General features: G+C 44.4%; 25 protein-coding genes and 1 other annotated feature. Of the genes, 7 read left to right on the top strand and 18 right to left on the bottom strand.

Annotation, left to right across the window (positions count from 1 at the left end; genetic code table 11):
* Positions 1 to 49: 49 nt before the first annotated feature.
* The gene (locus tag AB5I83_RS10065) at positions 50 to 1,255 is read right to left on the bottom strand and encodes an MASE3 domain-containing protein (RefSeq protein WP_448975000.1); all 1,206 of its coding nucleotides are present in this window, start codon (positions 1,253 to 1,255) and stop codon (positions 50 to 52) included.
* Between the two features lie 184 nt (positions 1,256 to 1,439).
* Between AB5I83_RS10065 and AB5I83_RS10060 the strand changes: the two genes are divergently transcribed.
* A complete protein-coding gene (locus AB5I83_RS10060; protein WP_448974998.1) occupies positions 1,440 to 2,459 on the top strand; it encodes a YeiH family protein in 1,020 nt (339 codons plus the stop codon).
* Between the two features lie 104 nt (positions 2,460 to 2,563).
* On the opposite strand, the gene AB5I83_RS10055 is transcribed toward AB5I83_RS10060, so the two are convergent.
* The 3 genes from AB5I83_RS10055 to AB5I83_RS10045 all read right to left on the bottom strand — a co-directional run bounded on the left by AB5I83_RS10055 (position 2,564) and on the right by AB5I83_RS10045 (position 6,108).
* Positions 2,564 to 3,046: a hypothetical protein gene (locus AB5I83_RS10055; protein ID WP_448974996.1), complete on the bottom strand. Its 483-nt coding sequence runs from the start codon at positions 3,044 to 3,046 to the stop codon at positions 2,564 to 2,566.
* Positions 3,047 to 3,432: 386 nt separating this feature from the next.
* Entirely contained in the window at positions 3,433 to 4,800 is a 1,368-nt protein-coding gene (locus tag AB5I83_RS10050; RefSeq protein ID WP_448974994.1) for an FAD-binding oxidoreductase, read from the bottom strand.
* A gap of 279 nt (positions 4,801 to 5,079) precedes the next feature.
* Positions 5,080 to 6,108 carry a ThiF family adenylyltransferase gene (locus AB5I83_RS10045; RefSeq protein WP_448974993.1) on the bottom strand — a complete coding sequence of 343 codons (1,029 nt, stop codon included), beginning with the start codon at positions 6,106 to 6,108 and terminating at the stop codon, positions 5,080 to 5,082.
* A gap of 145 nt (positions 6,109 to 6,253) precedes the next feature.
* Here AB5I83_RS10045 and AB5I83_RS10040 point away from each other — a divergent pair, with 145 nt between their 5' ends.
* The gene (locus AB5I83_RS10040; protein ID WP_448974991.1) at positions 6,254 to 8,095 is read left to right on the top strand and encodes an aldehyde ferredoxin oxidoreductase family protein; all 1,842 of its coding nucleotides are present in this window, start codon (positions 6,254 to 6,256) and stop codon (positions 8,093 to 8,095) included.
* 273 nt (positions 8,096 to 8,368) lie between these two features.
* Here AB5I83_RS10040 and AB5I83_RS10035 read toward each other — a convergent pair whose 3' ends face one another.
* The 3 genes from AB5I83_RS10035 to AB5I83_RS10025 form a co-directional block, all read right to left on the bottom strand.
* Positions 8,369 to 8,641, bottom strand: a complete 273-nt coding sequence (locus tag AB5I83_RS10035) for a hypothetical protein (protein ID WP_448974989.1) — start codon at positions 8,639 to 8,641, stop codon at positions 8,369 to 8,371.
* A 1-nt stretch (position 8,642) separates the two neighbouring features.
* A complete protein-coding gene (locus AB5I83_RS10030) occupies positions 8,643 to 8,915 on the bottom strand; it encodes a ubiquitin-like small modifier protein 1 (protein ID WP_448974987.1) in 273 nt (90 codons plus the stop codon).
* 84 nt (positions 8,916 to 8,999) lie between these two features.
* Complete coding sequence (locus AB5I83_RS10025; RefSeq protein ID WP_448974986.1) at positions 9,000 to 9,878, bottom strand: selenium metabolism-associated LysR family transcriptional regulator; 879 nt, start codon at positions 9,876 to 9,878, stop codon at positions 9,000 to 9,002.
* 466 nt (positions 9,879 to 10,344) lie between these two features.
* Positions 10,345 to 10,587, top strand: a binding site (T-box leader).
* Positions 10,588 to 10,682: 95 nt separating this feature from the next.
* Between AB5I83_RS10025 and brnQ the strand changes: the two genes are divergently transcribed.
* Positions 10,683 to 12,014, top strand: coding sequence for a branched-chain amino acid transport system II carrier protein (gene brnQ, locus AB5I83_RS10020; protein ID WP_448974984.1), 1,332 nt, complete (start codon positions 10,683 to 10,685; stop codon positions 12,012 to 12,014).
* 47 nt (positions 12,015 to 12,061) lie between these two features.
* On the opposite strand, the gene AB5I83_RS10015 is transcribed toward brnQ, so the two are convergent.
* From AB5I83_RS10015 to AB5I83_RS10000, 4 genes are all read right to left on the bottom strand, one after another.
* Complete coding sequence (locus AB5I83_RS10015) at positions 12,062 to 12,604, bottom strand: GNAT family N-acetyltransferase (protein ID WP_448974982.1); 543 nt, start codon at positions 12,602 to 12,604, stop codon at positions 12,062 to 12,064.
* A 513-nt stretch (positions 12,605 to 13,117) separates the two neighbouring features.
* Positions 13,118 to 16,237 (bottom strand): MMPL family transporter, encoded by a 3,120-nt coding sequence (locus tag AB5I83_RS10010; RefSeq protein ID WP_448974980.1) that lies wholly within the window; start codon positions 16,235 to 16,237, stop codon positions 13,118 to 13,120.
* Position 16,238: 1 nt separating this feature from the next.
* Positions 16,239 to 16,694, bottom strand: coding sequence for a MarR family winged helix-turn-helix transcriptional regulator (locus AB5I83_RS10005; protein ID WP_448974978.1), 456 nt, complete (start codon positions 16,692 to 16,694; stop codon positions 16,239 to 16,241).
* 138 nt (positions 16,695 to 16,832) lie between these two features.
* Entirely contained in the window at positions 16,833 to 17,261 is a 429-nt protein-coding gene (locus tag AB5I83_RS10000; RefSeq protein ID WP_448974976.1) for a cell wall hydrolase, read from the bottom strand.
* A gap of 183 nt (positions 17,262 to 17,444) precedes the next feature.
* On the opposite strand from AB5I83_RS10000, the gene AB5I83_RS09995 reads away from it, so the two are divergent.
* Positions 17,445 to 17,999 carry a DUF6944 family repetitive protein gene (locus tag AB5I83_RS09995; protein WP_448974974.1) on the top strand — a complete coding sequence of 185 codons (555 nt, stop codon included), beginning with the start codon at positions 17,445 to 17,447 and terminating at the stop codon, positions 17,997 to 17,999.
* A gap of 90 nt (positions 18,000 to 18,089) precedes the next feature.
* Entirely contained in the window at positions 18,090 to 18,359 is a 270-nt protein-coding gene (locus tag AB5I83_RS09990) for a DUF2188 domain-containing protein (protein ID WP_167833081.1), read from the top strand.
* 57 nt (positions 18,360 to 18,416) lie between these two features.
* Here AB5I83_RS09990 and AB5I83_RS09985 read toward each other — a convergent pair whose 3' ends face one another.
* A complete protein-coding gene (locus tag AB5I83_RS09985) occupies positions 18,417 to 18,980 on the bottom strand; it encodes an FAD-dependent oxidoreductase (RefSeq protein ID WP_448974972.1) in 564 nt (187 codons plus the stop codon).
* 125 nt (positions 18,981 to 19,105) lie between these two features.
* Positions 19,106 to 19,540 carry a DUF2935 domain-containing protein gene (locus tag AB5I83_RS09980; RefSeq protein ID WP_448974970.1) on the bottom strand — a complete coding sequence of 145 codons (435 nt, stop codon included), beginning with the start codon at positions 19,538 to 19,540 and terminating at the stop codon, positions 19,106 to 19,108.
* 132 nt (positions 19,541 to 19,672) lie between these two features.
* On the opposite strand from AB5I83_RS09980, the gene AB5I83_RS09975 reads away from it, so the two are divergent.
* Positions 19,673 to 20,407 carry a YwaF family protein gene (locus AB5I83_RS09975; protein ID WP_448974969.1) on the top strand — a complete coding sequence of 245 codons (735 nt, stop codon included), beginning with the start codon at positions 19,673 to 19,675 and terminating at the stop codon, positions 20,405 to 20,407.
* A gap of 40 nt (positions 20,408 to 20,447) precedes the next feature.
* On the opposite strand, the gene AB5I83_RS09970 is transcribed toward AB5I83_RS09975, so the two are convergent.
* Both AB5I83_RS09970 and AB5I83_RS09965 read right to left on the bottom strand, forming a co-directional pair.
* Positions 20,448 to 20,987 carry an NADPH-dependent FMN reductase gene (locus AB5I83_RS09970; protein ID WP_448974967.1) on the bottom strand — a complete coding sequence of 180 codons (540 nt, stop codon included), beginning with the start codon at positions 20,985 to 20,987 and terminating at the stop codon, positions 20,448 to 20,450.
* Between the two features lie 34 nt (positions 20,988 to 21,021).
* On the bottom strand, positions 21,022 to 21,642 hold the full coding sequence (locus tag AB5I83_RS09965) for a superoxide dismutase (RefSeq protein WP_448974965.1): 621 nt from the start codon (positions 21,640 to 21,642) through the stop codon (positions 21,022 to 21,024).
* A gap of 287 nt (positions 21,643 to 21,929) precedes the next feature.
* Between AB5I83_RS09965 and AB5I83_RS09960 the strand changes: the two genes are divergently transcribed.
* The gene (locus AB5I83_RS09960) at positions 21,930 to 22,568 is read left to right on the top strand and encodes a helix-turn-helix transcriptional regulator (RefSeq protein ID WP_448974963.1); all 639 of its coding nucleotides are present in this window, start codon (positions 21,930 to 21,932) and stop codon (positions 22,566 to 22,568) included.
* 27 nt (positions 22,569 to 22,595) lie between these two features.
* Here AB5I83_RS09960 and trhO read toward each other — a convergent pair whose 3' ends face one another.
* Genes trhO through AB5I83_RS09945 form a run of 3 tightly spaced genes read right to left on the bottom strand, consistent with a single transcriptional unit; the run spans position 22,596 to position 24,228 of the window.
* A complete protein-coding gene (gene trhO / locus AB5I83_RS09955) occupies positions 22,596 to 23,558 on the bottom strand; it encodes an oxygen-dependent tRNA uridine(34) hydroxylase TrhO (RefSeq protein WP_448974961.1) in 963 nt (320 codons plus the stop codon).
* Between the two features lie 60 nt (positions 23,559 to 23,618).
* A complete protein-coding gene (locus AB5I83_RS09950) occupies positions 23,619 to 23,864 on the bottom strand; it encodes a DUF1450 domain-containing protein (protein ID WP_448974959.1) in 246 nt (81 codons plus the stop codon).
* Positions 23,865 to 23,913: 49 nt separating this feature from the next.
* Positions 23,914 to 24,228, bottom strand: a complete 315-nt coding sequence (locus tag AB5I83_RS09945) for a hypothetical protein (protein WP_448974957.1) — start codon at positions 24,226 to 24,228, stop codon at positions 23,914 to 23,916.
* Positions 24,229 to 24,250 lie beyond the last annotated feature (22 nt).

Below are 24,250 nucleotides of genomic sequence, written 5' to 3'. Positions count from 1 at the left end.
GACTTTGAAGACATGAAAAAACCTGCATTCCTGCAGGTTATTGTTACTCTTATAAAGCATTTGCCTTTGTATTTCGTGAGCAGCGGTCCAGCCGTGAATACCTGACAATACCCATGACGGCTCCGGCAATCTCCACTACCTCACCATTGTTCATCACAGGCATCAGGGAAATAGCGTATGTATTTCCGCCAATTTCGATTTCAAAAACAATCTTCTCATTATTTTTCCAGACACAGTCATAGTACTTTTCAACTCTCCCCGCCTTTTCGGGCAGGAATTCCCCAATCGTCTTGCCATTGATTTCATTCGGGGTGAAGCCCAGGTCATCCAACAGCCCGCCTCCAACAATGTGGTGGATGAAATCATTTCCCTGCTTTGACAGCTTGAAAATGATCCCATAGTGACTCTGAATCATTTCTTCGGTCTGCCTCCATATCTTTTCAGAAGGGTCCTTCAGGAAGCTGTCATCCGCAAGCGTTGAGAAGTAGAAGCCCCTCATGATGAAAAAGTAGCCAAGCGCCTTGTATAGATGACCAGTAAAATTGTCGATATCATAGACGCTCTGGTAAATAGTGAACACAAGCTCGGACAAGAACAGGAATGTGAATGCCAGACCTACGTATAAGTGCTGGCCGTTTTTGCCTTCATTATAAAAGTAAAGCGATATGACAATGGAGATGAAATGAAGGAAACTGACACCGTACTCGATGAGATTTTTCAATATGGTGGTCCCTTTGCCTTCAATGACTAGCAGCGGAAGGCTTTGTTCATACTTAAAAAACAAGAACATCAGGATAGCTATGATCGCCATGCAAATGGCCAGACAGCTTCGTCTCCGATCCTTCTGCAGCCTGCGTTCCGGTAGGACAAGGACAAGCACCATCATCAATGATTCGATGATACGCGCTGAAACCCAAAACCATGTTGCCTTCGCGATCGAACTTTCAGTTATGAAAAAGGGCATGCCTTTGAATGTCAGTGTATGCAGTAAATCGAGCGTCCCAACAATGAAAAATAAAAAGCTCAGCAACAGGATTCTTCGCGATTTCGAGAAGCCGAATACTTTCCATCCGTATGAAAAGATCGAAAAAGAAACAGCAATACTGAAAAATTCCAGAATCGTATGGATGGCCAGATAGTTTTCAGGATTCAAATAAGAGGAAAGGTCAGCATGATAGAGATGGATCAGCATCAAAAGTATGACCGCCGCTACAATATAAACAAGAAACCTTCCCTCCGACATGCTCTTACCCATTTTGCTCACCTGCTTAGGGAGAATATAGTTACCTTCATTATAAGCACCATCGATGCCCCCTGGTCTGCGTACATATAACTGTTTTGTGAATATTGACAATTCAAGTCAAATACATACATGGGTTTTGCTATTTTTCTTTTATTCGGTAAAGTGGTAGTTAGATATTTTTGAAGGACGTGTAATCATGAAAATAAAAGAACTTTTACCTCGCTATAGCTTGCCAGTCTTCAAAGGTATTGCGTTAACCCTGGTTCTGGCATTGGCTGCTCGCATGATCGCAGGACTTCCATTCTTCGCGATCATGGGCCAGCTTGTGATCGCCATCATACTCGGAATGCTATGGCGGGCCTCTATCGGAGTGAACAGCGGACTCTTGGAAGGTGCCTCCTATTCCAGCAAAAAACTGCTTCGCCTTGGAATCATCTTGCTCGGATTTAGGCTGAATCTTTACGATATTTATAATGCCGGAACGACGGTATTTTTTATCGCATTCGCGAATCTAACCTTTGCCTTGCTGGTCGTCTATTTGCTGAGCCGGATGTTCAAGGTCGAAAAAAGGCTTGGCATCCTGACTGCCTGCGGAACAGCGATTTGCGGAGCGGCAGCTGTCGTTGCTATAGCACCGGTCATCAAGGCAAATGAAAAAGAGACTGCCGTTGGGGCAGCCAATGTTGCTGTGCTTGGAACGACTTTCACCATCCTTTATACTTTGATCTTCTCGTATCTTGACTTTAATGCGCTGGAATACGGTGTTTTTGCGGGCGGTACCCTCCACGAAATCGCCCATGTCGTCGCTGCAGCCGACCCGGCTGGCCAGGCCGCGCTCGACCTTGCCATTATTGTAAAATTGACCAGGGTGGCCTTGCTGGTACCAGTTGCGATCTTAATAGGATACCTGATCCAAAGGAAGGAAAGCAGTGATGCCGGTCAAAAAATGACGCTCGCAAACCTCCCGATTCCCTGGTTCATCCTTGGATTCCTTGCGGTTAGTGCGTTTAATACTTTAGGAGTTGTCAGCGATAGTGCTGCTTCAGCACTCGTAAGCCTCGCCTATTTGCTGATCGGCATGGCAATGGCAGGACTCGGGTTGAATGTCGACTTTAAATCATTCAAGCAAATGGGCGGAAAGGCCCTGTCGGCTGGTTTGGCTGGATCTGTGCTGCTTTCGTTGTTTGGGTATTTGTTAGTTCAGATTTTTGTCTAGTTGTTCTCTATTTAAAAATAGGCCATCTGTTGATGGCCTATTTTTAAAGGATCTTTTTAACAAATCAATCAAGACTTTAACTATTCCATTCGCTTACTCTGTTTTCATCTGACTCTCTCCAAAATTACTCCTGTGACCTTATTTTCATAGCATATAAATTCCATGTTCATGTTTTTTTCCTTATCAAAATATCCGATGATCCTGGCACCTTGTTCAAATCTTTCGTAGTAATCTTCACCATATGAATGTTGCACATTCTCTGCAGCATCACCAATTTTTATTTTTTTGGCAGTTTGAAACTTCCGATTGAAATAATAGCGATTAACCTGTTGTTTAATGACTCCAAATTCTATCCCATCGTAAGTCAGATATTTTGCATTTTCTATTTCTGTGACTTCATTTGGTGATCCGAAAATATTCATTATCTCTTTTTCGTTAGAACTTAATGAGATAGATTTAACATTTTCTCCTGATAGATCAACACTTTTCGTGCTGCTGTAAAAATCCATTTTGTCTTTGGAAAAGGGATCGCATGCTGTTAAAAATATAATAGTAATTGCAATAAAACTAAGTATTCTAGGTCTCATTTACTTTTCACTGCTCCTCATCATATAAAGTAATCCTATGTACATAGGATTACTATGTATAAGAGTATACCTATTCGTTTATTTTTTCAACATTATTTTCCAATAGAAGCATTAAATTTAATGAACATCCATTTAACTCCAAATGAAAAAGCAGCTGCCTTGCTGCTTCATTAATGCCTATAAAACATCCCATTGATGATATTGAGAAGCTCGTTTGGATGACGCTCCTCCCGCTCGTTAGCGTATAAATAATGCACTAGTTCATAAAGTTTTTTTATCTGAAGGTTTTCCATTTTATCGGTATTTCTTTCACCAGATCGAGAGTCTTCAACGATTTTCGTAGAGAAAGATAAAAAGCGGGGCACTGGCCGCCGCTTTCAATCCCGCTAATCTATAAAAATCTTCCCAGGGTTCAGGATTCCGTTCGGATCAAGCATTTTCTTGATTGATTTCATGACTTCATAGGCAGCACCATGCTCGAGTCGCTGGTATTTTGCTTTGCCAAGGCCGACACCATGTTCGCCGGTGCAGGTGCCGCCTCGCTTCAGGGCATAGTGGACGATTTCTTCATTGATTCGTTCGCCATCTTTTACTTCCTCAGGATTTTCCTTGTCGATCAGCAGCAACACGTGATAGTTGCCGTCCCCGACATGGCCAACGATTGAGCCTTCAATGGAAGATGCATCAATGAGCTCGCGGGTATGCAGAATCGCACCGGTTAATTCAGATATCGGGACACTGACATCCGTCAGCATGATGCTTTTCTTGCCGGCTGTGTGTTTATAGGCGTACAAAAGATTATGTCTTGCTTCCCAAAGCTGGTTCCGTGCTTTTGAGTCCGCCTCAAATTGGAAGTTGTAGCATCCGTGATCCTTCAAGATCTCAGTAGCAAACTCTACATCCTGAGCCAGTCCTGCCTCGTTGCCATGGAATTCCATGAACAGCGTCGTACTTTCTTCGTATTTCGTTTCCATGTATTGATTTACTTTTTTCACCGACTGCGCATCAACGAATTCAATCCTGGCCACAGGTATTCCTCCCGCTAAAATGCCAACCACGGCGTCAACTGCCTTTTTCACAGATGGAAAAACGGCCCGGGCTGCGGTAACTGCCTCTGGAATGCCATATACCTTCAGCGTAAGCTCCGTGATGACCCCAAGCGTTCCTTCCGAGCCGACAAACATGCCGTTCAGGTGGATACCTGAAGAAGACTTGGCGGCCAGGCTGCCGGTATGGATGATGTTACCGTCCGCAAGCACCACCTCAAGATCCCTAACCTGGTCGCGCATGATGCCGTACCGTACTGAAGTTGTGCCGCTTGCATTCGTAGCGGCCATCCCGCCAAGCGTCGCATCCGCTCCAGGATCGACGGTAAAAAACAAGCCATACTTTTTCAGTTCCTTATTCAGGATCGACCTCGTGACCCCGGGCTGTACTTTAACTAGGAAGTCGCTTTCCTTCACTTCCAGGACCGCATTCATTTGTGAAAGGTCTAACGAAATCCCCCCGTTCACCGGAATGACATGCCCTTCCAGACTCGTCCCCAAGCCAAAGGGTACGACAGGAATTTTCCGCTCGTTCGCAAATTTCAGCACCTTACTGACATCTTCTTTGCTCCGGGGAAAAACCACGACATCTGGCAGGCGTGGTTCATGATAAGACTCATCCCGACTGTGAAGCTCCAAAACCGTTCCATTAATCGTTACCAGCTCTTCATCTATGACTCTCTTTAATTCATCTAAGTAGCCTGCCAAGTCAATCTCCCCTTTTAAAAAATGTTATGAACCCAGGTTTCTCGCTTTACTCTTACACGATCATACGTCAGGTACGCAGGAATCTTGCATAATAGGATTTTGATTTTACCCTATCATCCATTAGGAACCCAGGAATCTTGCATAATAGGATTTTGCTTTTACCCTATCGTCCATTAGGAACCCATGTATCTTGCATAATAGGATTTTGATTTTACTCTATCATCCATTAGGAAGCCAGGAATCTTGCATAATAGGATTTTGCTTTTACCCTATCGTCCATTAGGAACCCAAGTATCTTGCATAATAGGTCTTTGCTTTTACCGTATCATCCGTCCCATGGACGAGCACCCTTCCGTCCTGGAAAATGACCATGGTGATTTCATCATCCGGCATGAAGCGGAGCAAAAATGGATTGCCTTTGACCTCACCATTATTTTTCAGGCGGCCGGCGAGCTTCTCCAGGTCCTGTTTCGTTTTTTGCCGCGGGTTGATCTGGATGGTGTTCCGTCCGCATAAGGATGCATAGTTAATTTGCTGGTGTGAGGAGCGGTCCAAGAATTCGTAATTATGGTGAACGCATGCCGGGCATTCTGGATTGCGTCCCTGGCTGACGTCCATCTGCAAAAAGGAGTTGTACCAAATATCCATCTGCTCAAGATTCGGGTTCGACTCTGCCCCCACAAGCAGCTTGAGTGCTTCGACCGCTTCAAAGGATCCAATAATATCCGTAATCGGCGAAAGAACCCCGATGCTGTCGCATGTCTCACCCAACCCAGCAGGAACCGATGGGAACAAGCATCTGTAGCAAGGTGTCTCCCCTGGTTTGATGGCAGCGAACATCCCTCGTGAACTGACAGCCCCCCCATATACCCACGGAATGCCATGCTTGACGGCAACATCATTTATGAGATAACGGGCCATGAAGTTATCGGTTCCATCGACAATCACATCAAACCCTGCAAGCAGGTCCTCTGCGTTGTCTAGCGTTAAATCTGCGATAACTGCCTCCACTTTTACTTCTGAATTGATCTTTGTCAGTTTTTTTTCAGCGGCGATGACCTTCGGCAGATTTTCGCGCGCATCATCTTCATCATAAAGAGTCTGGCGCTGGAGGTTGGAAAGCTCAACAAGGTCACGGTCAATGATGCGCACATGCCCGACACCTGACCGGACCAGATGGTTGGAAATAACCGTCCCCAATGCTCCCATCCCGACAATGACGGCCGAGCTGTTCAATAGTTTCTCTTGTCCTTCACTGCCGACCGGCTTGAATAAAATCTGCCTTGAATAACGCTCCATATCTTTCATTCAGATCCCCTCATTTCTATTTTATTATATCTTTAAATAAAGCTTTTTTTTAGGCTGAATTTTCACTATACTTAAGATTAAGAGGAAAATAGGCCTCTTGTATTATTTTTTATCCATACTAAATGAAAGAGGTGGATTAGTTAAGATGAATTTTGGGGGATTTAAAAACAAAGAAGTCGTAGTTGACTTGTCAAACGGAACTGTCGATTACAGAGGCATCAATGAAGACGATGTGAAAAAGTATGTCGGCGGCCGCGGTCTTGGGGTTAAGTATGTTCTTGACAACGGACCTGAAGTCGAGCCTTTGTCTGAAGAAAACATCCTGTGCATCATGACGGGGCCTGTGACAGGTTCACGTTCATCGATGAGCGGACGTTTGGCAGTCGTGACGAAGTCTCCATTGACAGGCACGGTTACTGACTCACACATGGGTGGATGGACAGCTGCCCGTCTGAAGTGGGCTGGAATCGACAACGTCATTTTCAAAGGCAAAAGCGACAAGCCTGTGTACCTTTATATCGAAGACGGCAAGGCAGAGATCCGCGACGCTTCTCAATTGTGGGGATTGAGCACGCGCGCGACTGTACAGTCTTTGAAAGATGCACATGGCGAAGAAAACCTAAGCGTCATGACAATCGGCCAGGCTGGCGAAAACGGCGTTCGTTTTGCCGGTTTCATGAACGAGCATGACCGTGCAGCTGGACGTGGCGGTACCGGTGCGGTTGCTGGATACAAGAAATTGAAAGCAATCGTCATCAAAGCAGCGCAAAAGGGAAATATGCCTGAACCTGCACAAAAAGATGATTACAACCAGGCGAACAAGAAAGCGGTTAAAGCGATTCTTGAAGGCGGCCTGACAGCTCCTAACAAAGGCGGATTGTCCGTATATGGAACAAACGTCCTTACTAACTTGATCAATGAAGTGGGAGCGCTTCCAACACGCAACTCCCAATTGACACACTGGGATGAGGCTGAAAAGCACTCAGGCGAGTGGGTAAACGAGCACATTCTCGTTGCTAACAACACATGCCACGCTTGCCCGGTCGGCTGTAAAATTGAAGTTGAAGTCAAGGAAGGCAAATATAAGACTCGCGTAGAAAGCTTTGAGTTCGAATCTGCATGGGCACTTGGTGCAAACAGCGGATTGAGCGACTCTGAAGCAATCGCATACTTAATCGACATCTGTAATGAATACGGTATGGACACAATCGAGCTTGGCCACGCCATCTCTGTCACAATGGAAGCCTATGAAAAAGGCATCGTTGACGAGAAGCTTGATTGGGGCGACGCTGACGGTATGATCGAAATCGCTCGCAAAATCGCATTCCGTGAAGGCTTCGGCGGCATCCTTGCTGAAGGTCCTGCACGCGCGACAGCTGCATGGGGCGTTCCTGAACTGTCTATGTCAGTAAAAGGCCAGTCCATCCCAGCTTACGATCCACGCGGAATCCAGGGTATCGGCCTTGGCTATGCGACAAGTAACCGTGGTGCCTGCCACCTTCGCGGCTACACAATCGCATCTGAAATCGCCGGCATTCCTGAGCCAACAGACCGTACAGTAGCAGAAGGAAAAGCGGAGCTTCTGAATGTATTCCAGAACCTGCTTTCATTCTCTGACTCTATGAATATCTGTAAATTCTCATCTTTCTCTGAAAATGCAGAGCATTATGCTGAGCAATACAGCACAATGACTGGCATTCCAATGACAGCAGACGATGTCATGCTTGCAGGGGAAAGAATTTACAACCTTGAGCGTTACTACAACAACCTAGCTGGCTTCAACAAGCGTGAGGACGACTTCCTGCCAAAACGCTTTACTGAAGAAGGCGCATCAGGCAACAGTGAAGGCCTCGTTTCTCGCATGGATATCATGCTTGATGACTACTATAATGTCCGCGGCTGGAAAGATGGCGTTGTTACGGAAGAAAAACTTCGCGAGCTAGGCATCATCGGCGAAGAAACAACTCCAGCAACAGAAGAAGTTTAATATTTTTTGCAGAGAACCAGGCGATTTGCCTGGTTTTTGTTTTTATTGGACGCAAATGTGTTGCCAGAAAATCTTTTAAACGGAAATTTCATTTTTTATAGCGAGTTTTTTATTTATATAGCGAGTTTTTGGATTATATAGCGAGTTTTTCATTTTTATAGCGACTCTTCTGTTTATATAGCGACTTTTTCATTTTTATAGCGAACTGGAAAAAACAGCTGTTTTTTTCCAGTAAAAATAAAAGGCTCCGGCAGTAAACTGCCGAAACCTCTGCTACCCGCCAACCCGGGTTGTTTTATAACGGTAATTTTTGATCAGCTGCTCGAGTTCTTCCAGGCTTTCCGCTTCAAAGCGGATATGTACGGCATTGACGATGAATGTTTTTGTAAAAGAAAGTTCATCCTCGCTTAAGATCTCCGCCCTCCAGTTCTCTGCTTCATATACAAATGGGAAGGAATCGGTGACGAGCTTGCCGCCCAGTTCTTCAAAATACATGCCAAGATGGTCCCTGTTGATTCCGCGGAATTCTAGTATTCTATCAACCATATCAGCCACCGGCAACCGGAGGGAACAACGCGAACTGGTCGCTTTCTTTTACATGCGTTTCAAGTTCCTGATCATGGACGATATTACGGCCATTGATATAAACGTGTACAAATGGCTTGAGCGTCTTTTCTTCTGTGAAAATTTCTTCTTGCAAATCCGGGAACATTTCGCACATTTTATCAAGCACATCCATTACCCGGTGTCCATCAGGCTTCACTTCGACTGTCACGCCTCCGCAAATATCCCTGAGATTAGCAAATACCTTAACCTGCATCCAAAACGCCCCTTTCTCCTAACATTAATAATAAATTGAAAAATGAAAAATGTCATTAGCTCTTTCAGTCCGAACTCTTCACTATTAATCGACTATATCTGAAAACTGTCTGATAATCGGCCGATTTTCAGCATCTGAATGAGTCACGAGACAAAATTCCCGCTCGTATGGCTCAAAAGTATCGACAATCGTAATGCGGCCGGCTTTTTGTGCAGGCATAGCTGCCAATCTGGAAATAAAACTGATGCCGAGTCCCGCTTCAACGGCAGCAATTACGGATTCTGTGCTCCCGATGGATACAGCAACTGTCAAATCTTCAAATGACAGGCCTTTTTCTGCCAAGAAATGCTCCATCATTTTGCGCGTTCCAGATCCTTCTTCACGGATGACGAAATCATATTGTTGAATTTGTGAAAAATCAGCTGATGCCTCTTGAACTAATGGATGGTCAACAGGTGTGACTAACACCAACGAATCCAGGGCAACCGGTTTGCTTCTTAACAATCGGGATTCGACCTTCATCCCAATAATTGCAGCATCAACTTGATGGTTCTGCAGTTTCTCAAGTATTTTTTTCGAATCGCCGATTTCGATTTTGACATCCACCTTTGGAAAAAGTCTGCGGAATTTTTTAATCCAGTCGGGAAGCAAATAGGTTCCAGGTATGGTACTCGCCCCAATCGTCAGTGTCCCAGTGAGGGTTCCCTTGAATTCACCCAGTTCGCCCTCCAACGTCCTCCACCGGTTGGCGATGTCCTTTGCGGCTGTATAAACCACCATCCCTGCAGGCGTCGGCCTGATTCCTGATAAGCCCCTGTCAAGCAGTTCAAATCCGAGCTCATCTTCCAGGCTTTTGATTTTCAGGCTGACAGAAGGCTGTGAGCTTTTTAGTACAGCCGCTGCTTCGGAAAAACTATTCTTTTCGACAACCATGATGAATGCCTCTAGCTTTTTTAAATTCATGATATTTCTCCAATTCTAGACCTATATAACTCAATATTAATACGAACTGTACTGATATGGACAATATATTTTCCTTTTAACTGGTTTTAATAGACATTTTAGGGAGTGACATGCTTCAAAATGACTATTATACGGGAGTTCTTAGACATTTCAGCAGATGCACGGCTTCAAAATGTCTATTAAACCGATTTTCTTAGATATTTCAGCAGGTACTCGGAATCAAAATGTCTATTAAACGGGGTTTCTTAGACATTTCAGCAGGCGCATAGCTTCAAAATGTCTATTAAACGGGGGTTCTTAGACATTTCTGCGAGTGCCAGGCTTCAAAATGTCTATTAACGGATTTTTTAGACATAATAGGAGTGAGCAGATTTAAAATGTCTAATGAAAAAATTTCCTTGCTATTAGTATTGACATAATATTATCTGAATATTATCATAGTTCTTGTAAATATATTTTACAATAATAAAAATCGATGACGAGAATACGTCCTTTATGGAACCTGATCCCCAGAGAGCCGGTGATTTGCTGCAAGCCGGTGTTCAGATTATAGAGGAACATCATCTCTGAGATGCAAAGCTGAAACTTGTTGCAGTAAGCTTTTGCCGGCTTGTCCGCCGTTAAATGGAACACGTATGATGGTACGTTGATGAGAGCCGCATGTTTGTGCGGAATCAGGGTGGTAACGCGAGCGCAACTCGTCCCTATTTCAGGGGCGAGTTTTTTGTTTTCCATTGTATAACATTCCGTTCCGAATTTCCTATACTCTCAGTGCCAGAACATTATATTAGGAGGAGAAAAAGGATGGGAAGCTTAAGGAGTAAAGAAACACTCACAATCGGTCTAATGTTATTTGCATTATTTTTTGGAGCAGGGAATCTGATTTTCCCGCCGTTTTTAGGACAGGAAGCTGGAGCGAACTTTTGGCCAGCGATGCTTGGTTTTGTTGTAACCGGAGTGGGGCTGCCATTACTGACGGTTGTTGTCATTTCAATGGCTAAGGATGGCATAAAGGAAATCGGGTCAAAAGTTCACCCTGTATTTGCAGTGATTTTCAGCGCTGCTGTTTATCTATCGATTGGGCCGTTCTTCGGTATTCCTAGAAGCGCAAACGTTGCGTTTGAAATGTCTGTCAAGCCATTCATTGGGGAATCAGGATCAAATCCCCTGCTGCTTTTACTGTTTACATTCATCTTTTTCTCACTTGTTTACTGGGTTACGTTAAACCCTTCAAAAATGGTTGAACGAATTGGGAGCATCCTGACTCCTGTTTTGCTCGCCGCTATCGTCATGCTGGTAATTGGCAGCTTTTTCAAACTTGATGGATCGTTTGGAGAGGTATCTGAAAAGTACGCAGCAGCACCATTTGCTACAGGCTTCCTTGAAGGATACCTGACGATGGATACGATTGCCGCATTGGCCTTCGGGATCATTGTCGTTGGGGCTATCCAGCAGAAAAAAGCGCTGGAACGCAGGCAGGTTGTAAGGGAAACATTGAAAGCTGGCGTAATCGCTGGCATCGGATTGGCTTTTGTATATGTAACTGTCGGCCTGCTTGGTGCAAAAATGGCATCGGTTGGTGAATACGAAAATGGTGGTGCGATTTTAACAGAATCGGCTAAGCAGATGTTCGGGGAACCTGGCATGCTGCTGCTCGGCTTGATCGTAACGCTCGCCTGCTTCACAACGGCAGTTGGCCTCGTAGCGGCGACAAGCCAATTTTTTGCAAAAATGATGCCAAAGCTTTCATATAAGACCTACACACTCGTTGTCACATTGGTCAGTTTATTAATAGCGAATCTTGGACTTAACCAGATCATATCGATTTCGGTACCGGTGTTGATCGTTCTTTATCCAATCACAATCGTGCTTGTCATCCTGAGCTTCCTTGACCGTTTCTTCAAGGGAGCACGCGGAGTCTATGTTGGAGCAGTGTTTGCAACAGCACTTGTAAGTGTTGTAGACGGTTTTAAGACGTTCGGAGTTGAATCAGAAGCACTCGGTGCATTACTAACATCATTGCCGCTATATGCAGAGGGACTCGGCTGGCTTCTGCCAGCACTTGTCGGTGCGCTAGCCGGTTGGGCTTTTGACAGGCTAATTCCATTTAAGGGGTTAAAGGCTGCTTCAGAGTAAAATGAAAAAAGTGGACCGGGCATAAAGAATGCCCGGTCCATTATTTTTTAACTATTTAATTGTTCCCACTCCGACCGCAAAATCCCCATATTGATTCGGTCATGAATTTTGCCATCACGATGGACTGCTTGCCTCACTCTGCCTTCAATCTGAAAGCCAGCTTTTTGATAGGCACGGATTCCCCGCTCATTATACTCAATGACATCCAGCCCGACACGGTTCAAGTTCAGTTCATGGAAGGCATATCTAAGAATGAGCTGCAGCGCTTCAGAACCATATCCTTTACCACGGTCATTGGCATTGCCTATGCCCATCGCAAGCATTCCAGCCCGATTATTCCATTCGATGCTGTGAATGACGATAAATCCGATCAGCCTGTCATCCTCAATTGTTCTTAAGCGGAAGTAAAAGCTGTTCGAGCCAGGATTACCCTCACCTTCAAAATGCTCAACCGGTCGTGGTAAAGCTATATCCGTGTCCACATTCCTCAGGTACTCCGGATCTTCATCCCAGGAAGCGATGATGTCGGTATCCCCTTCCCTTTTTGCTGTAAGCTTTAAAGTTTTTCCGCGAAAAAGATTTGTTGTCATTTTTTAGTCTCCCATTCTATTATAAAAATTTCACCTCTTTATATGAAAAAAACCATTTATATGTACGCAATATTCTATCCCCTTTAAGTTTGATATTTCCATCTTATGGTTTTTGGGCATGTTATGCAATAAAAATTCAGCAAGAAGAGGCAGCCACCATGTGGTCTGCCTCTTTAGACTCTGTTAGCAGGTAGGAGAATTCATAAGCGGAGAATTTCCGGCTATTATATATAGAGGGCGCATATGATTTGCTAATAAGCGGAGATATTCCGTTTACCTGCAAAAAATAAGGCGAAATTTAATGATTTGGAAGAAATAAACGGAAAAACGACCCTTATTTTTAAAGAAATAAGGGTCGGTTCTAATTTAACCGGAATTTTTCCGTGTATTTTTCAAACAATTTGATGACACCATTCAGTTATCACAGAAAATATCAAACTTCGAAAATTGTCCAGTACCAGCGCCCAGCCCCTCAGCCGATTCGGTCTGAATAGTGTGCTTACGCTTCTCTATCTATACTCTTTTGAAAGGCCACCAGTTTGCTTGGCCGAAGTTCTTCACCAGTACCGGGATGAACAGCGGCAGCATGATGAATGCGTACAGGAACAATCCTACGAGAAGGATCGACGCGATTTGCAGCAATGACATCATTCCGGATGGCATCATAGCTGCGAACGTTCCGCCCAGGATGACGGCTGCCGAGATGATGACTGTTCCCATCTTCTTCATCGAAAGCAGCATCGCTTCCGAGATGGATAGATTCTTATATTCATTGAAACGGTCCATCAGGAAGATACTGTAGTCAACGCCAAGGGCAACGAGAATGACAAAGGCGAAGAACGGAACCGCCCAGCTGATGCCTGAGTAGCCAAGGATATCAACATAAATGACCCCGTTGACTGCCATTGCCGTATAATACGTTAAAATCAGCGACCCGATGATATAAATCGGCATGATGATGGAACGGAACAAGAATACCAGGATGATGCCGATCCCAAGCAGCATCAAAATGACCGTACGGGAATAATCCTGGCCGGACATCGTATCGAGGTCTGCGTTGGTGCTGGTGATGCCGCCAATGGCTACATCGGCATTTTCAAGCTTCGTTCCTTTTGTCGCGCGCTCAACCGCTTCTTCAATTTCAGCCACCTTCGCCATTGCCTCATTGGAATAAGGATTAGCCTCGAAAATAACATCCATTGTCATGACTTTACGGTCGTTTGACATATATACATCAAATACCTGAGTGAAATCCTCGCTCTCAAGGACATCCGCAGGCAAATAAAAACCGTTGGAACCCGATTCAGCCAGCCCATCCAGGTATTCCTGCGCAGAGCCAAGACCTTCCGATACCTGATTCAACCCGTCCGTACTCTGGTTGAGTCCATCCGTAAGCTGTGCCAACTGGCCTCCAAGACCGCCAAAACCAGCAAGCAGCTGCTCCTGTCCTGCATTGATTCCAGTCAAACCATTTGTCAGCTTAGGAAAATTATCAACGATCTTCCCCTGTCCGTCGGCAAGCTGATTCAATCCTGCCTGCTGCTGCTCAATCCCGTCGATGAGCTGTTGAAGTACCGGGCCGAACTCAGCCTGCTTGGTAAGTGCACCTGCAAATGCTTCGTTTGCTTTTGACATGCCACCTGTAATCAAAGGTAGTTTCTGATTCAGTTGATTCAACCCGGCTGAAGCTGATGCAAGCTCAGTCTGCATGTAAGTGAGCTGGCCTTTTATTTCCTGGTAGTTTTGGTCTGCTTTTAACGTTTCATCTCTATTTTCTAAATAACCAAAAAGCTTACCATTTGCCTGGGAGATTCCACCCGATAGTCCGGCAATTCCCTCTCCAGCCTGTTTGTAGCCCTTTTCAAGCTGATCCAGCCCAGTTTGCATTTCCACATACTTACCCTGAAGCTCCTTATACCCAGCCAGCAATGCCTCGGCTCCTGCCTTCGCTTCTGCCAAACCGGCCTGTATCTGGTCAGAACCGGCAGATCCCTGGCGGATGCCGTTTTCGATTTTGGCCAGATTTCCTTGGATTTCTCCAAGACCTGATTTAATTTCAGTTGTGCCATTAATCAACTGATTAATGCCATCAGCGGCACCCTCCAATTCTGGAGCTGACTTTGACAGTTCAGATTCTGCCTCTTGAAGACCTTCGCTGATTTTATCCAGGCCGTCTTTTCCTTCTCCAAGTCCGGAACCTAGTGTTTCAGCCTGCTTCGACACAAAGAAGTCCTCGATTGGTTCACCAGTTGGCCTTGTCACCGAGCGCACTGTGTCAACCAGGTCGACCTTTTCCAATTCACGACTGATCTTCTCTGCCAGCTCGATGTATTCAGCCGAATCCATTCTTTCATCATTTTTCAAGATGACCTGGGTTGGCATCGATTCACCAGGTCCGAAACTGTCGGCAATCGCATTGAAGGCTTTGATGGAATTTACATCGCCGCTGATTTCATCCAGTGAGTTGTAGCTTAATTCTCCATCATAAGCCACGAGGAACGGCACACACACAGCTGCCACAATCAGCAGGCTCAGGAATGGGCGTGCCAGCGAGAAGGTTCCGACCGTGCCCCATAATTTGCTTTCCCCATGCTCGGCACTTTGCTTTGAAGGCCAGAAAATCTTTGTTCCTAATACCGCCATAAAAAATGGGACAATAGTGAATAATCCAATCAAAAGCATGGCCACGCCGATCGCAACTGCAGCAGCGGACTGATATAAAATGAACTGCGAGAATCCGATGGCCGCGAAACCGATCATAACCGCTATGCCACTGAAAAATACAGTACGTCCTGCATTTTTATAGGTAGCGACAATCGCATCTGCCACACTTTCATGGTGGGCAAGCTCTTCCTTAAATCGGCTGAGCAATAGAATGCAGTAATCGGTTCCGATTCCGAACAATACAGCCACGAGGAATATCTGCGTATAGTTCGAGAGCGGGAAATCCACTCGATCAACGAGCATCGCTACAATCGATTGTGATACGAGATAGGCCATTCCAACTGTCAGCAATGGAATGATAGGAGCGATGATCGACCTGAACACAAGTAAAAGCACGACAAGGATAAAGACGACCGTGATTCCTTCCGTCTTTTTCAAACCTTCTTCAGAGCTGTTCATCAAGTCTTCATTGATCAGCCACTGACTTGTGTAATAATGGTCAACTTCGACATCTTCAATCGTTTCATAAAGCAGCTTGCTTACCTCGGAGGGCTCCCGGTCATTCCAGCTGACCGTCACCGATGTCAAAATTGACTTTCCATCTTCTGATACAAGCTGTTCCTTCAGGCTCTCCTCATTGAAATGAGTCAGGATGTCGGTAATCCCGATTTCATCCCTGTTAGCTTCAAGTTCGCGGATTGCTTTTTCCGCCTCCTTGATTTCTGCCTGAGTCAATTTTTTCTCACTGTGGAAGACGAGAGCGACCTGGGTTTCATCGCCTCCGCCTTCCTGTTCCCTGACTTCATCCATGATCTTGCCAGCCAGGGTCGATGAATATTCATCAGGTACGGTGATTTGTCCTTTTTCCCGGACAAGATCCGCCATATTCGGTGCGGCCATGAACAGACCTGCAGCCACAAGAATCCACGCAATAATAACAATCCATTTCTGCTTAATTATGAATTTCACGCTATTCCACCCTATTCTTTCTTTCTGCTAAAATATCATTCAGCTTGTCGTATGTCTTAAGGAACTGGACGATTTCATCCTGGTCGAACTGTGTAATAAACGATTCAACAAGTGAGTGAATCCGCTCCTCTGTTTTTTGAAACATTTCGTTTCCTTTATCCGTCAAAGCCAGATATACCAAACGCCTGTCATTTTCATCCCTCGTTCTTTGGATGAAGCCTTTTTCCCATAAGCGCGAAATGATTGCGGTGATTGCGCTCTTCTTTACATCAAAAACTTCTGCCAGCTCGGACGATGTGCATGAACCTACCTTATTGATATAGCGCAATGTATAGTGCTGATCATTCGTAAGATCTGATCCGATTTCTTCCTTGATCATCCCCTCGGCAATCTTGTTGACTGAAAAAGAAACATGAATATAATGGTCCACTAAATCCTTTATTGATTTCTCACACATGTATGTCTATTCACCTCGCTCAAAACTTATTCCATTGTTTAACTGTTAAACTGTTTAACTATTAACAAATTTAACTTTAATCTTAAACAATTATGATGTCAATATAAAAAGAGACTGCCAAAAATGAATTGGCAGCCATCAGAAAGTATTATAAATATTTTCGCACTCTTCCCCAGTCGGCTCATAGAAACAGTGCAGCTTAAAACGCCCTGCCAGCGGCTGATTATACCAGGTCGGCGGGCAATCACCAGATGGCCGAAAATACCAGAGAGCGAATTTAGACGGCCATATACGTTCGCCTTTAACGGCCCGCCTTGCCAGCCTTTTTTCCACTTCCCTGGCTCTCTGGTAAAAATATCCCTTCTGGACAGCTTCAAAGGCGTGTTCCTGGTAAATCATCTGTGGAATCGTCCTCAACCCCTTAAAGTCAGAACAATTGCCCCTGATCCGATTGATGCCAACATTCCCGACCATCAACATTCCCTGCTGGCCTTCCCCTTCTGCCTCTGCCCTCAGGAGCCTCGCCAACAAATCTATATCTGCTTCTGTATGCTTAACAACTGCCATGGCAATACCTCCACCAACAAATTCTTATTACATAGGTGAATAATTCTTCTGCTCTCTTAGGCTGCACTCTTGCATTATTAAACATATTGTTCAAGAGCTCGGGCTATACGGATTTCTTGTTATTTGATAACGAAATCCCTTTGCACTGTATAAGATGTTAGAAGGACGAAGGCGGAGATTAGGATGAAAAATGAGACCAAGGAACTTTTTGGTGAGTGGGTACAGGCGGCCGGAACAACACTAGCTGCAATTGGCAGTACTCCTCTGAAGAGCTTTACGGAAAGTCAGCTTATAAATTTTATTGTGTGGGGGAACGAACTGCAGGCTTTAGGCAATTCACTGATTGCAGACAGTGAAACCAACTTTACAATAGACAAGATCGGAAACCAAATCCAGGCTACCGGAAATGTCACCACGCTCGCTGGCTTTATTCTGCCTGTCGGTGAAGGGACTACATTGAAATTAGATATTAAAGGTAATCTGCTCCAAGCCCTCGGTGGCAGTGCTTCCCTCTCAGTAATTTTAGTTGAGGAATCTTCAATTGACGCTCTCTACATTTTATATGGAATACTCTTGCAAGTAATAGGCAACTCGATGCAGGCAATCGGGGGAATTATTGACCTGCGCGGCGGTGAAGGCGGGAAAATCATCACCTCTGGAAGCTGGATTCAAGCCATAGGTTCCATTATCCAGGCAGTCGGTGTTACAAATGATTTTGTGGATAAATATGGTTCATAAGCAGAAATATTCTTGTTTCCTTCAAATCAGCCCAGGGTAAATTCATAATACCTTTATACAGGTAATCCAGCAATCGAGGAGGTAATAAACATGGCAAAGAATAGTGATAACGGAAGGGAACGCGAAGGTTATTTCAAGGACCGCGCTGGAACAGATGATGCAAGATTCCACGCCGTGCCCCATGATGAAGAAGGCTGGGCAGTCAAAAGAGAAGGACAGGATGAGCCGGAACTCACGACTGATTCAAAATCCGAGGCTGTAAATGAAGCCCAACGAATGGCTGAAGAAGCCGGTACGATAGCCTACATCCATGATGAAGACGGGCAGATTGAGGACCAGGTCAATTACAGCAGCAGATGATTTCAATAGAATTTTACTAAGATAAAGCCTTGCAGACCGCTGCAAGGCTTTGATAAATTATGCTTTTAATACATCGTGGTCTACATAACGCTCGCCATTCAGGTCACTGATGACGTTGATGGCAACCTTCGCGCCGTCTCCAGCTGTGATGATTGTGTGCATGCTGACGCCTGCGCAAGTGCCTGCAGCCCAAACGCCTTCAACATTTGTTTTTCCGGCAGCATCTACATCAAAAACCGTCTTGATTCTTGGCTCTGTGCCATCTTTTGTTGCAAGACCTGATGCATCTGCTACATCCGTCATCATGCCTGATGCGATGATAACATGCTTTGCTTCATACTCGCCGTTTTCAGTTACGACTTTAACGCCGCTGTCTGTTTTGCTGACAGAAGTCACTGTCGTTTCAACGAACTCTGCACCAAACTTTTTCGCCTGCTTGATGCCCGTTTCAACTAAGTCAGGGCCTGCGATTTCCGGAGCTCCATAGTGGTTCTCCATCCAGGCACGCTTCGTTACACTTTTATTGTTGTCCAGCACAATTGTTTTTTTGCCAGCCTTTGCCGCGAAAATTGCTGCGCTTCCGCCTGCAGGGCCCGCTCCGATAATTGCTACATCATACATAGGAAAAATCCTCCTTTTCTCTATTTCAATACAATCATAACAAACTTCTTTCTATAAGCGAAAGTATTAAATCTAGGATTCTATTTTAAAAAATCAGCCAATAAACCTGGCTGATTCGATTCTGGTTATTGAGCTGTCTGCTGATACAAAAGTGCCTGGGCAATGCCGACAAAGTATTCAGATTCCCGGATGATATGGTCCAGGACAACTTTGGCAGTTGGATTATTTTTCACCGCTTCGCTTTCATTCTTGATTTGCTCGCACAATTGAATGAACTCGAGGCTTTGCTGCAGATAATAGGAAGTCAGCTTCAAGACATGCTGGTGAAGCTGGGCAGGTATATAATTGCCCGATCTCGTCACTGTCTCAATGTACCTTAAGACTTGATGGCGGGTCTCTCCCAATACCTTTTCCCATTGCTTCAGGGCATCTACATATTCCTGTTCCAAATCAGGAATCAACTCTCTGATCACGACAGTGTGCTCTTCCTCCTGGTGCTTCCAGAACTCTGCTTCATCCAAAATCCTCAAGGGCATCTGTTGTCCATAATAGAACTGCATACTCTTACCCTCCCCAAAACTATAATCGTTTGAAATGTATGATTTCCTATCCATATATATACCAACTGGGAATATGTTAAAGTAAGAGTGTGAATTGGAAAAATCAAACGACGTTGCGATTGGAGGGGGCTTATGAGGGAACTCTTTGAGCCGGGTACAGAAAATGTCTTTCAGCTATTTTCCAGTGTACATCTGTATACACTTGCGGCTTTCCTGCTTTTGATCATTATGCTTTTCTTTTTCCGAAAAACGTTAAGAAACCCCAGTATCAATCGAATGGCACGGGTTGGATTATTTCTAGTACTGATAATTTCCGAAATCAGCCTGCAGATATGGCTTTGGTGGAGCGGCCATTGGAGCTATCAATATTCGCTTCCCCTTCATCTGAGCAGCATCTCACTCATCCTTTCCGCCCTTTTACTTTTAACAAAAAGATATGCACTGTTTGAGTTCACATACTTTGTCGGTGTCGGCAGCGCGCTGCAGGCGATGATCACTCCAGACATCAGCCTGTATACCTTTCCCCACTACCGTTATGTCCATTTCTTCATTTCCCATGGGGGAACGGTGATTGCCAATCTGTTCATGGTTTTTGTGGCTGGATATAGGCCAACCGGGAAATCCATTTGGAAAGCATTCCTCTGGCTGAATGTCTATACACTGATCGTCTTCATCGTCAACTTCCTGATTGAAGGAAACTATATGTACATCTCCGAAAAACCAGTCAATCCATCGTTGATTGATTATCTCGGACCCTGGCCTTGGTACATCCTTTCCTTGGAAGCCATTGCTCTAGTTACCTTCTTGATTTTATATTTGCCATTCTGGCTTACCAGAAGGTTGAATAGTGAAGAACTGCAGAATTAACACAAAAGGAGTTCAGAGAAAACTCTCTGAACTCCTTTTTTTATCTGCTTGATATGCTTTTCTGCATAAACAGCATTTCTTCCGATAACGACAGTATTCTTGATAAAACATCTGGATCACTTATCTCGTTGTCCTCATTAAAAGCCGCGTTCTGGACAAATACACTTCCGTTCGGAACAACTCCTTTAAGGAAGGTAAGGATCGGTTTTAAATGATATTCCGCAACAAGAAAGTGCTTGTCAGACCCTCCAGTTGAAACAATGGCTGTCACTTTGGATTTAAATGAGTCCGTTGGGATGTGATCCAACAGATTCTTTAAGGCACCCGATATGGAGGCCTGGTAAATCGGAGTCCCAAATACAAGCAAATCTGCCGTTAAGATCTTATTCACCACTGTGACAGTATCGTCGTTATAGCTTGGTAATGGGATTCCACGAACAAACTCCACATCATAGTCCTTTAAATCCACTAATTCCGTTTCAATTGCCGGATTGATTTTTTTCGCTGCATTCAGGACTTCAAACACGGATTTGGATGTTTTCGACCCTATAAGTGACCCCGAAACGCCGACTAACTTCAATGCTCTTCCTCCTAAGCACTAAAACTGGTGCCTTCTACTTCACCGCATTTTCAAACTTGGATGAAACAACTTCCCAATTAATGATGTTGAAGAAGCTTGAAATATACTCAGGGCGTCTGTTTTGGTAGTTCAAGTAGTAGGCATGCTCCCAAACATCCAGGCCGAGAATCGCTGTTTTTCCTTCCATGACAGGATTGTCCTGGTTTGGAGTGCTGGTTACTTCCAAACTTCCATTCTCATTTACTACTAGCCATGCCCAGCCAGAACCGAAGCGAGTTGTTGCTGCTTTTGTAAATTCTTCTTTGAATCCTTCGAAGCTGCCAAACTGTTCATTCAGTGCAGCTGCAAGTTTTTCGCCTGGGTTTGAATCAGAAGTAGCAGGAGCGATCACTTCCCAGAATAATGAGTGATTAAGATGGCCGCCACCATTGTTCCTCACTGCCGTACGAATCTCCTCTGGCACGTCCTGAAGGTTGCTTAATAAGTCTTCCAGTGATTTCTCCTGAAGTTCCGCCCTTCCTTCGAGAGCAGCATTCAAGTTATTTACATATGTCTGATGGTGCTTTCCATAATGGATTTCCATAGTCGCCTGGTCAATATAAGGCTCAAGTGCATTAAAATCATAATTCAATGTTGGTAAAGAATATGTAGTCATAATAACCCTCCTAAGTTATCAATATATATACTTTTTATACCTTTTAGTATATAAAGTTTAAATTAAGAATACTACAAGCCAAAGGTAACATCAATATGTTTGCTTATTTTATGTGGGTATTTTTCTTGCGCCCCTTTACTCATTGGCTAAAATGAACGAATTTCTGGTTATGGATGGTCTTTATTTTCTTATTTTATACTTTAAGGTATAATTAATTATTCATTATGCCTTTCAGTTCAATTGGCATGGGATTCATCAATTTCGATAGAATTGAGGTGTGCTTGATAGTGGTGAAAACGAAAAAGAACACCCGAAACCTGATCCTGAACCTGTTAAAGAAAGAAGTAACATTGACAGTCAATGATTTTACCGATCGTTTGAATATTACCCATATGGCAGTAAGGAAACATTTAATCATCCTGGAAGAAGAAGGGGTCATTAAGTCCGTCTCAGTCAAGCAGCCAATGGGGCGGCCGCTTCAAAAATATTCCTTAACCCAACAGGGAGAGCTGCTTTTCCCGAAGAATTATGAAGGACTGAGCGTTGAGTTCCTGAAGGATATACAGGAAATGCATGGCGATGAATCGATTCAGCTTTTATTCAGCAAGAGGGAGCAGCGGCTTACTGAGGAATATAAACAGAAGACGCAGCAAAAATCGATGGCTGAGAAAATACATGAAATCGCCAGGATTCAAAATGAAAAAGGCTATATGGCGAGCGTCACTAAGATTGATGACGATTCCTATGAGCTTGTTGAATATAATTGCCCCATTTTTGCAGTAGCGAATGAATTCAAGGTTGCCTGCCGATGTGAAACCGAGATGTTCAAGAACATCCTCGAAACAGATCAGGTGCGTCGTGTCTGCTGCAAAACTGATGGTGACGACCATTGTAAGTTTATCTTCCAAGATAAAAAGGAGGACTGACATTTGACATGTCAGTCCTCCTCCTTTTTACCTGGCTATTTCTGAATCTGTGATTTGGGCAAGCCTTTCCTTCACTTGCTCCTCGCTCAGTCCATGTTCAGCAACATATCTGTTTCTTGGGTGGACTCGGCATTCATGGGTGCATCCGCGCAAATGCTTGTGCTCATTCTCCTCTGAGCAAAGAATCTTTTTGTTACACTCTGGATTCGCACAGTTCACGTACCGCTCGCATGGTTCGCCAGTGAAGAAATCCCTTCCTACCACCACATGTTCGTGCTGGTTGACCGGGACACTTATCCGCTCATCAAACACATAGCACTGCCCGTCCCACAGTTTTCCCTGTACACTGGCATCCTTCCCATATGTCACAATCCCGCCATGCAGCTGGGACACATCCTCGAAGCCTTCTTTCAGCATCCAACCGGAAAACTTTTCACACCTGATTCCTCCTGTACAATAGGTCAGGACTTTTTTTCCTTCGAACATGTCGCGATTTTCCCTGATCCACGAAGGAAGTTCGCGGAAGTTCTTTATGTCAGGCCTGACCGCTCCGCGAAAATGGCCCAGGTCGTACTCATAATCGTTCCTTGCATCGATGACAATCGTTTCTGAATCATTCATGGCCTCGTAAAATTCTTCAGGGCTTAAATACTTACCAGTTGTAGCATTCGGGTCAATATCATCCTCAAGACGAAGCGTGACAAGCTCCTTTCGAGGCCTTACATGCATCTTTTTAAAAGCATGCACATCCGATTCATCAATTTTAAAGACCATATCAGAAAAGCGTGGATCTGCTTTCATTGTTTCCATATATTTTTCTGTCTGTTCAATCGTCCCGGATACTGTTCCGTTGATGCCTTCATTGGCTACAAGGATTCTCCCTTTCAGGCCGGTTTCTTTGCAGAACTTCAGATGATCCGCTGCAAATTGCTCCGGATCATTGATCGTTACATACTTGTAGTAAAGCAACACTCTATATGAATGACTCATTTTTATCACCTTAAACTTTCTTTAAAATTCCCCTTTATCAAGGGTCGATATTTGACTAACTCAAGCGAATAAAGCCAGTTCCATTTTGATATGCTCCCTGATTAATCCAAGGCATTCCTCCGGTGTTTTCGCAAAAATCCGTTTCCCGTTCACAATGGCATATGGCTTTTTGGCGCACATTCCACAAAAGGACAGGCAGCTGCTTTCCAACACGGCCACTTCCGGGAATTCGTTTTCCAAAATGCCTTCAATATCTAAAAGTGTAATCAAGCTAGCATCACAGATTTCCACTACTACAATTCCCATGCAGATCCCATCCTCTCTGTTTTTTGAATGCGCCAAGCAAATGAACACTCTAAACTAGACTTTCCCAGTAAGACATCATTTTTATTTTCACCAATTCATTCGTATGCTTCTCCAGTACTTCGAGGATATCAGCCTGATTAATGAAAAAGTCATTCACATACTTCGTTCCCCGATAGTATGGCTGGTTGCCCTCATAATAAAATATGTCGGCAATCCCATCATACTGATATTCTGCATCAGATCCGCAACAAATCGAAAGTTTGACCTTTTTCCCGTTATAATTTAAAAAGATCTTCGATAAAGGTATTTCATTGACTGTCACTATTTCCTCTTGAAGTGTGATGACCCCTTCGATTTCTTCCACCTCATCCAACTCCCTTTAAATC

The sequence above is a fragment of the Mesobacillus sp. LC4 genome (assembly GCF_053543455.1).
The sequence above is the reverse complement of the archived record's forward strand: the minus strand, read 5'-3'. Positions and strand labels throughout refer to the sequence as shown.

Coding starts and splice junctions, on each gene's coding strand:
- AB5I83_RS10045 (WP_448974993.1), bottom strand. CDS start 6,108: ATGAAAGATATGGAGCGTTATTCAAGGCAGATTTTATTCAAGCCGGTC.
- AB5I83_RS10055 (WP_448974996.1), bottom strand. CDS start 3,046: ATGAGACCTAGAATACTTAGTTTTATTGCAATTACTATTATATTTTTA.
- AB5I83_RS10065 (WP_448975000.1), bottom strand. CDS start 1,255: ATGGGTAAGAGCATGTCGGAGGGAAGGTTTCTTGTTTATATTGTAGCG.
- AB5I83_RS09980 (WP_448974970.1), bottom strand. CDS start 19,540: ATGCAGTTCTATTATGGACAACAGATGCCCTTGAGGATTTTGGATGAA.
- AB5I83_RS10060 (WP_448974998.1), top strand. CDS start 1,440: ATGAAAATAAAAGAACTTTTACCTCGCTATAGCTTGCCAGTCTTCAAA.
- AB5I83_RS09995 (WP_448974974.1), top strand. CDS start 17,445: ATGAAAAATGAGACCAAGGAACTTTTTGGTGAGTGGGTACAGGCGGCC.
- AB5I83_RS10025 (WP_448974986.1), bottom strand. CDS start 9,878: ATGAATTTAAAAAAGCTAGAGGCATTCATCATGGTTGTCGAAAAGAAT.
- AB5I83_RS10000 (WP_448974976.1), bottom strand. CDS start 17,261: ATGGCAGTTGTTAAGCATACAGAAGCAGATATAGATTTGTTGGCGAGG.
- AB5I83_RS10040 (WP_448974991.1), top strand. CDS start 6,254: ATGAATTTTGGGGGATTTAAAAACAAAGAAGTCGTAGTTGACTTGTCA.
- AB5I83_RS09990 (WP_167833081.1), top strand. CDS start 18,090: ATGGCAAAGAATAGTGATAACGGAAGGGAACGCGAAGGTTATTTCAAG.
- AB5I83_RS09975 (WP_448974969.1), top strand. CDS start 19,673: ATGAGGGAACTCTTTGAGCCGGGTACAGAAAATGTCTTTCAGCTATTT.
- AB5I83_RS09985 (WP_448974972.1), bottom strand. CDS start 18,980: ATGTATGATGTAGCAATTATCGGAGCGGGCCCTGCAGGCGGAAGCGCA.
- AB5I83_RS09965 (WP_448974965.1), bottom strand. CDS start 21,642: ATGACTACATATTCTTTACCAACATTGAATTATGATTTTAATGCACTT.
- brnQ (WP_448974984.1), top strand. CDS start 10,683: ATGGGAAGCTTAAGGAGTAAAGAAACACTCACAATCGGTCTAATGTTA.
- AB5I83_RS10030 (WP_448974987.1), bottom strand. CDS start 8,915: ATGCAGGTTAAGGTATTTGCTAATCTCAGGGATATTTGCGGAGGCGTG.
- AB5I83_RS10005 (WP_448974978.1), bottom strand. CDS start 16,694: ATGTGTGAGAAATCAATAAAGGATTTAGTGGACCATTATATTCATGTT.
- AB5I83_RS09950 (WP_448974959.1), bottom strand. CDS start 23,864: ATGGGAATTGTAGTAGTGGAAATCTGTGATGCTAGCTTGATTACACTT.
- trhO (WP_448974961.1), bottom strand. CDS start 23,558: ATGAGTCATTCATATAGAGTGTTGCTTTACTACAAGTATGTAACGATC.
- AB5I83_RS10015 (WP_448974982.1), bottom strand. CDS start 12,604: ATGACAACAAATCTTTTTCGCGGAAAAACTTTAAAGCTTACAGCAAAA.
- AB5I83_RS10035 (WP_448974989.1), bottom strand. CDS start 8,641: ATGGTTGATAGAATACTAGAATTCCGCGGAATCAACAGGGACCATCTT.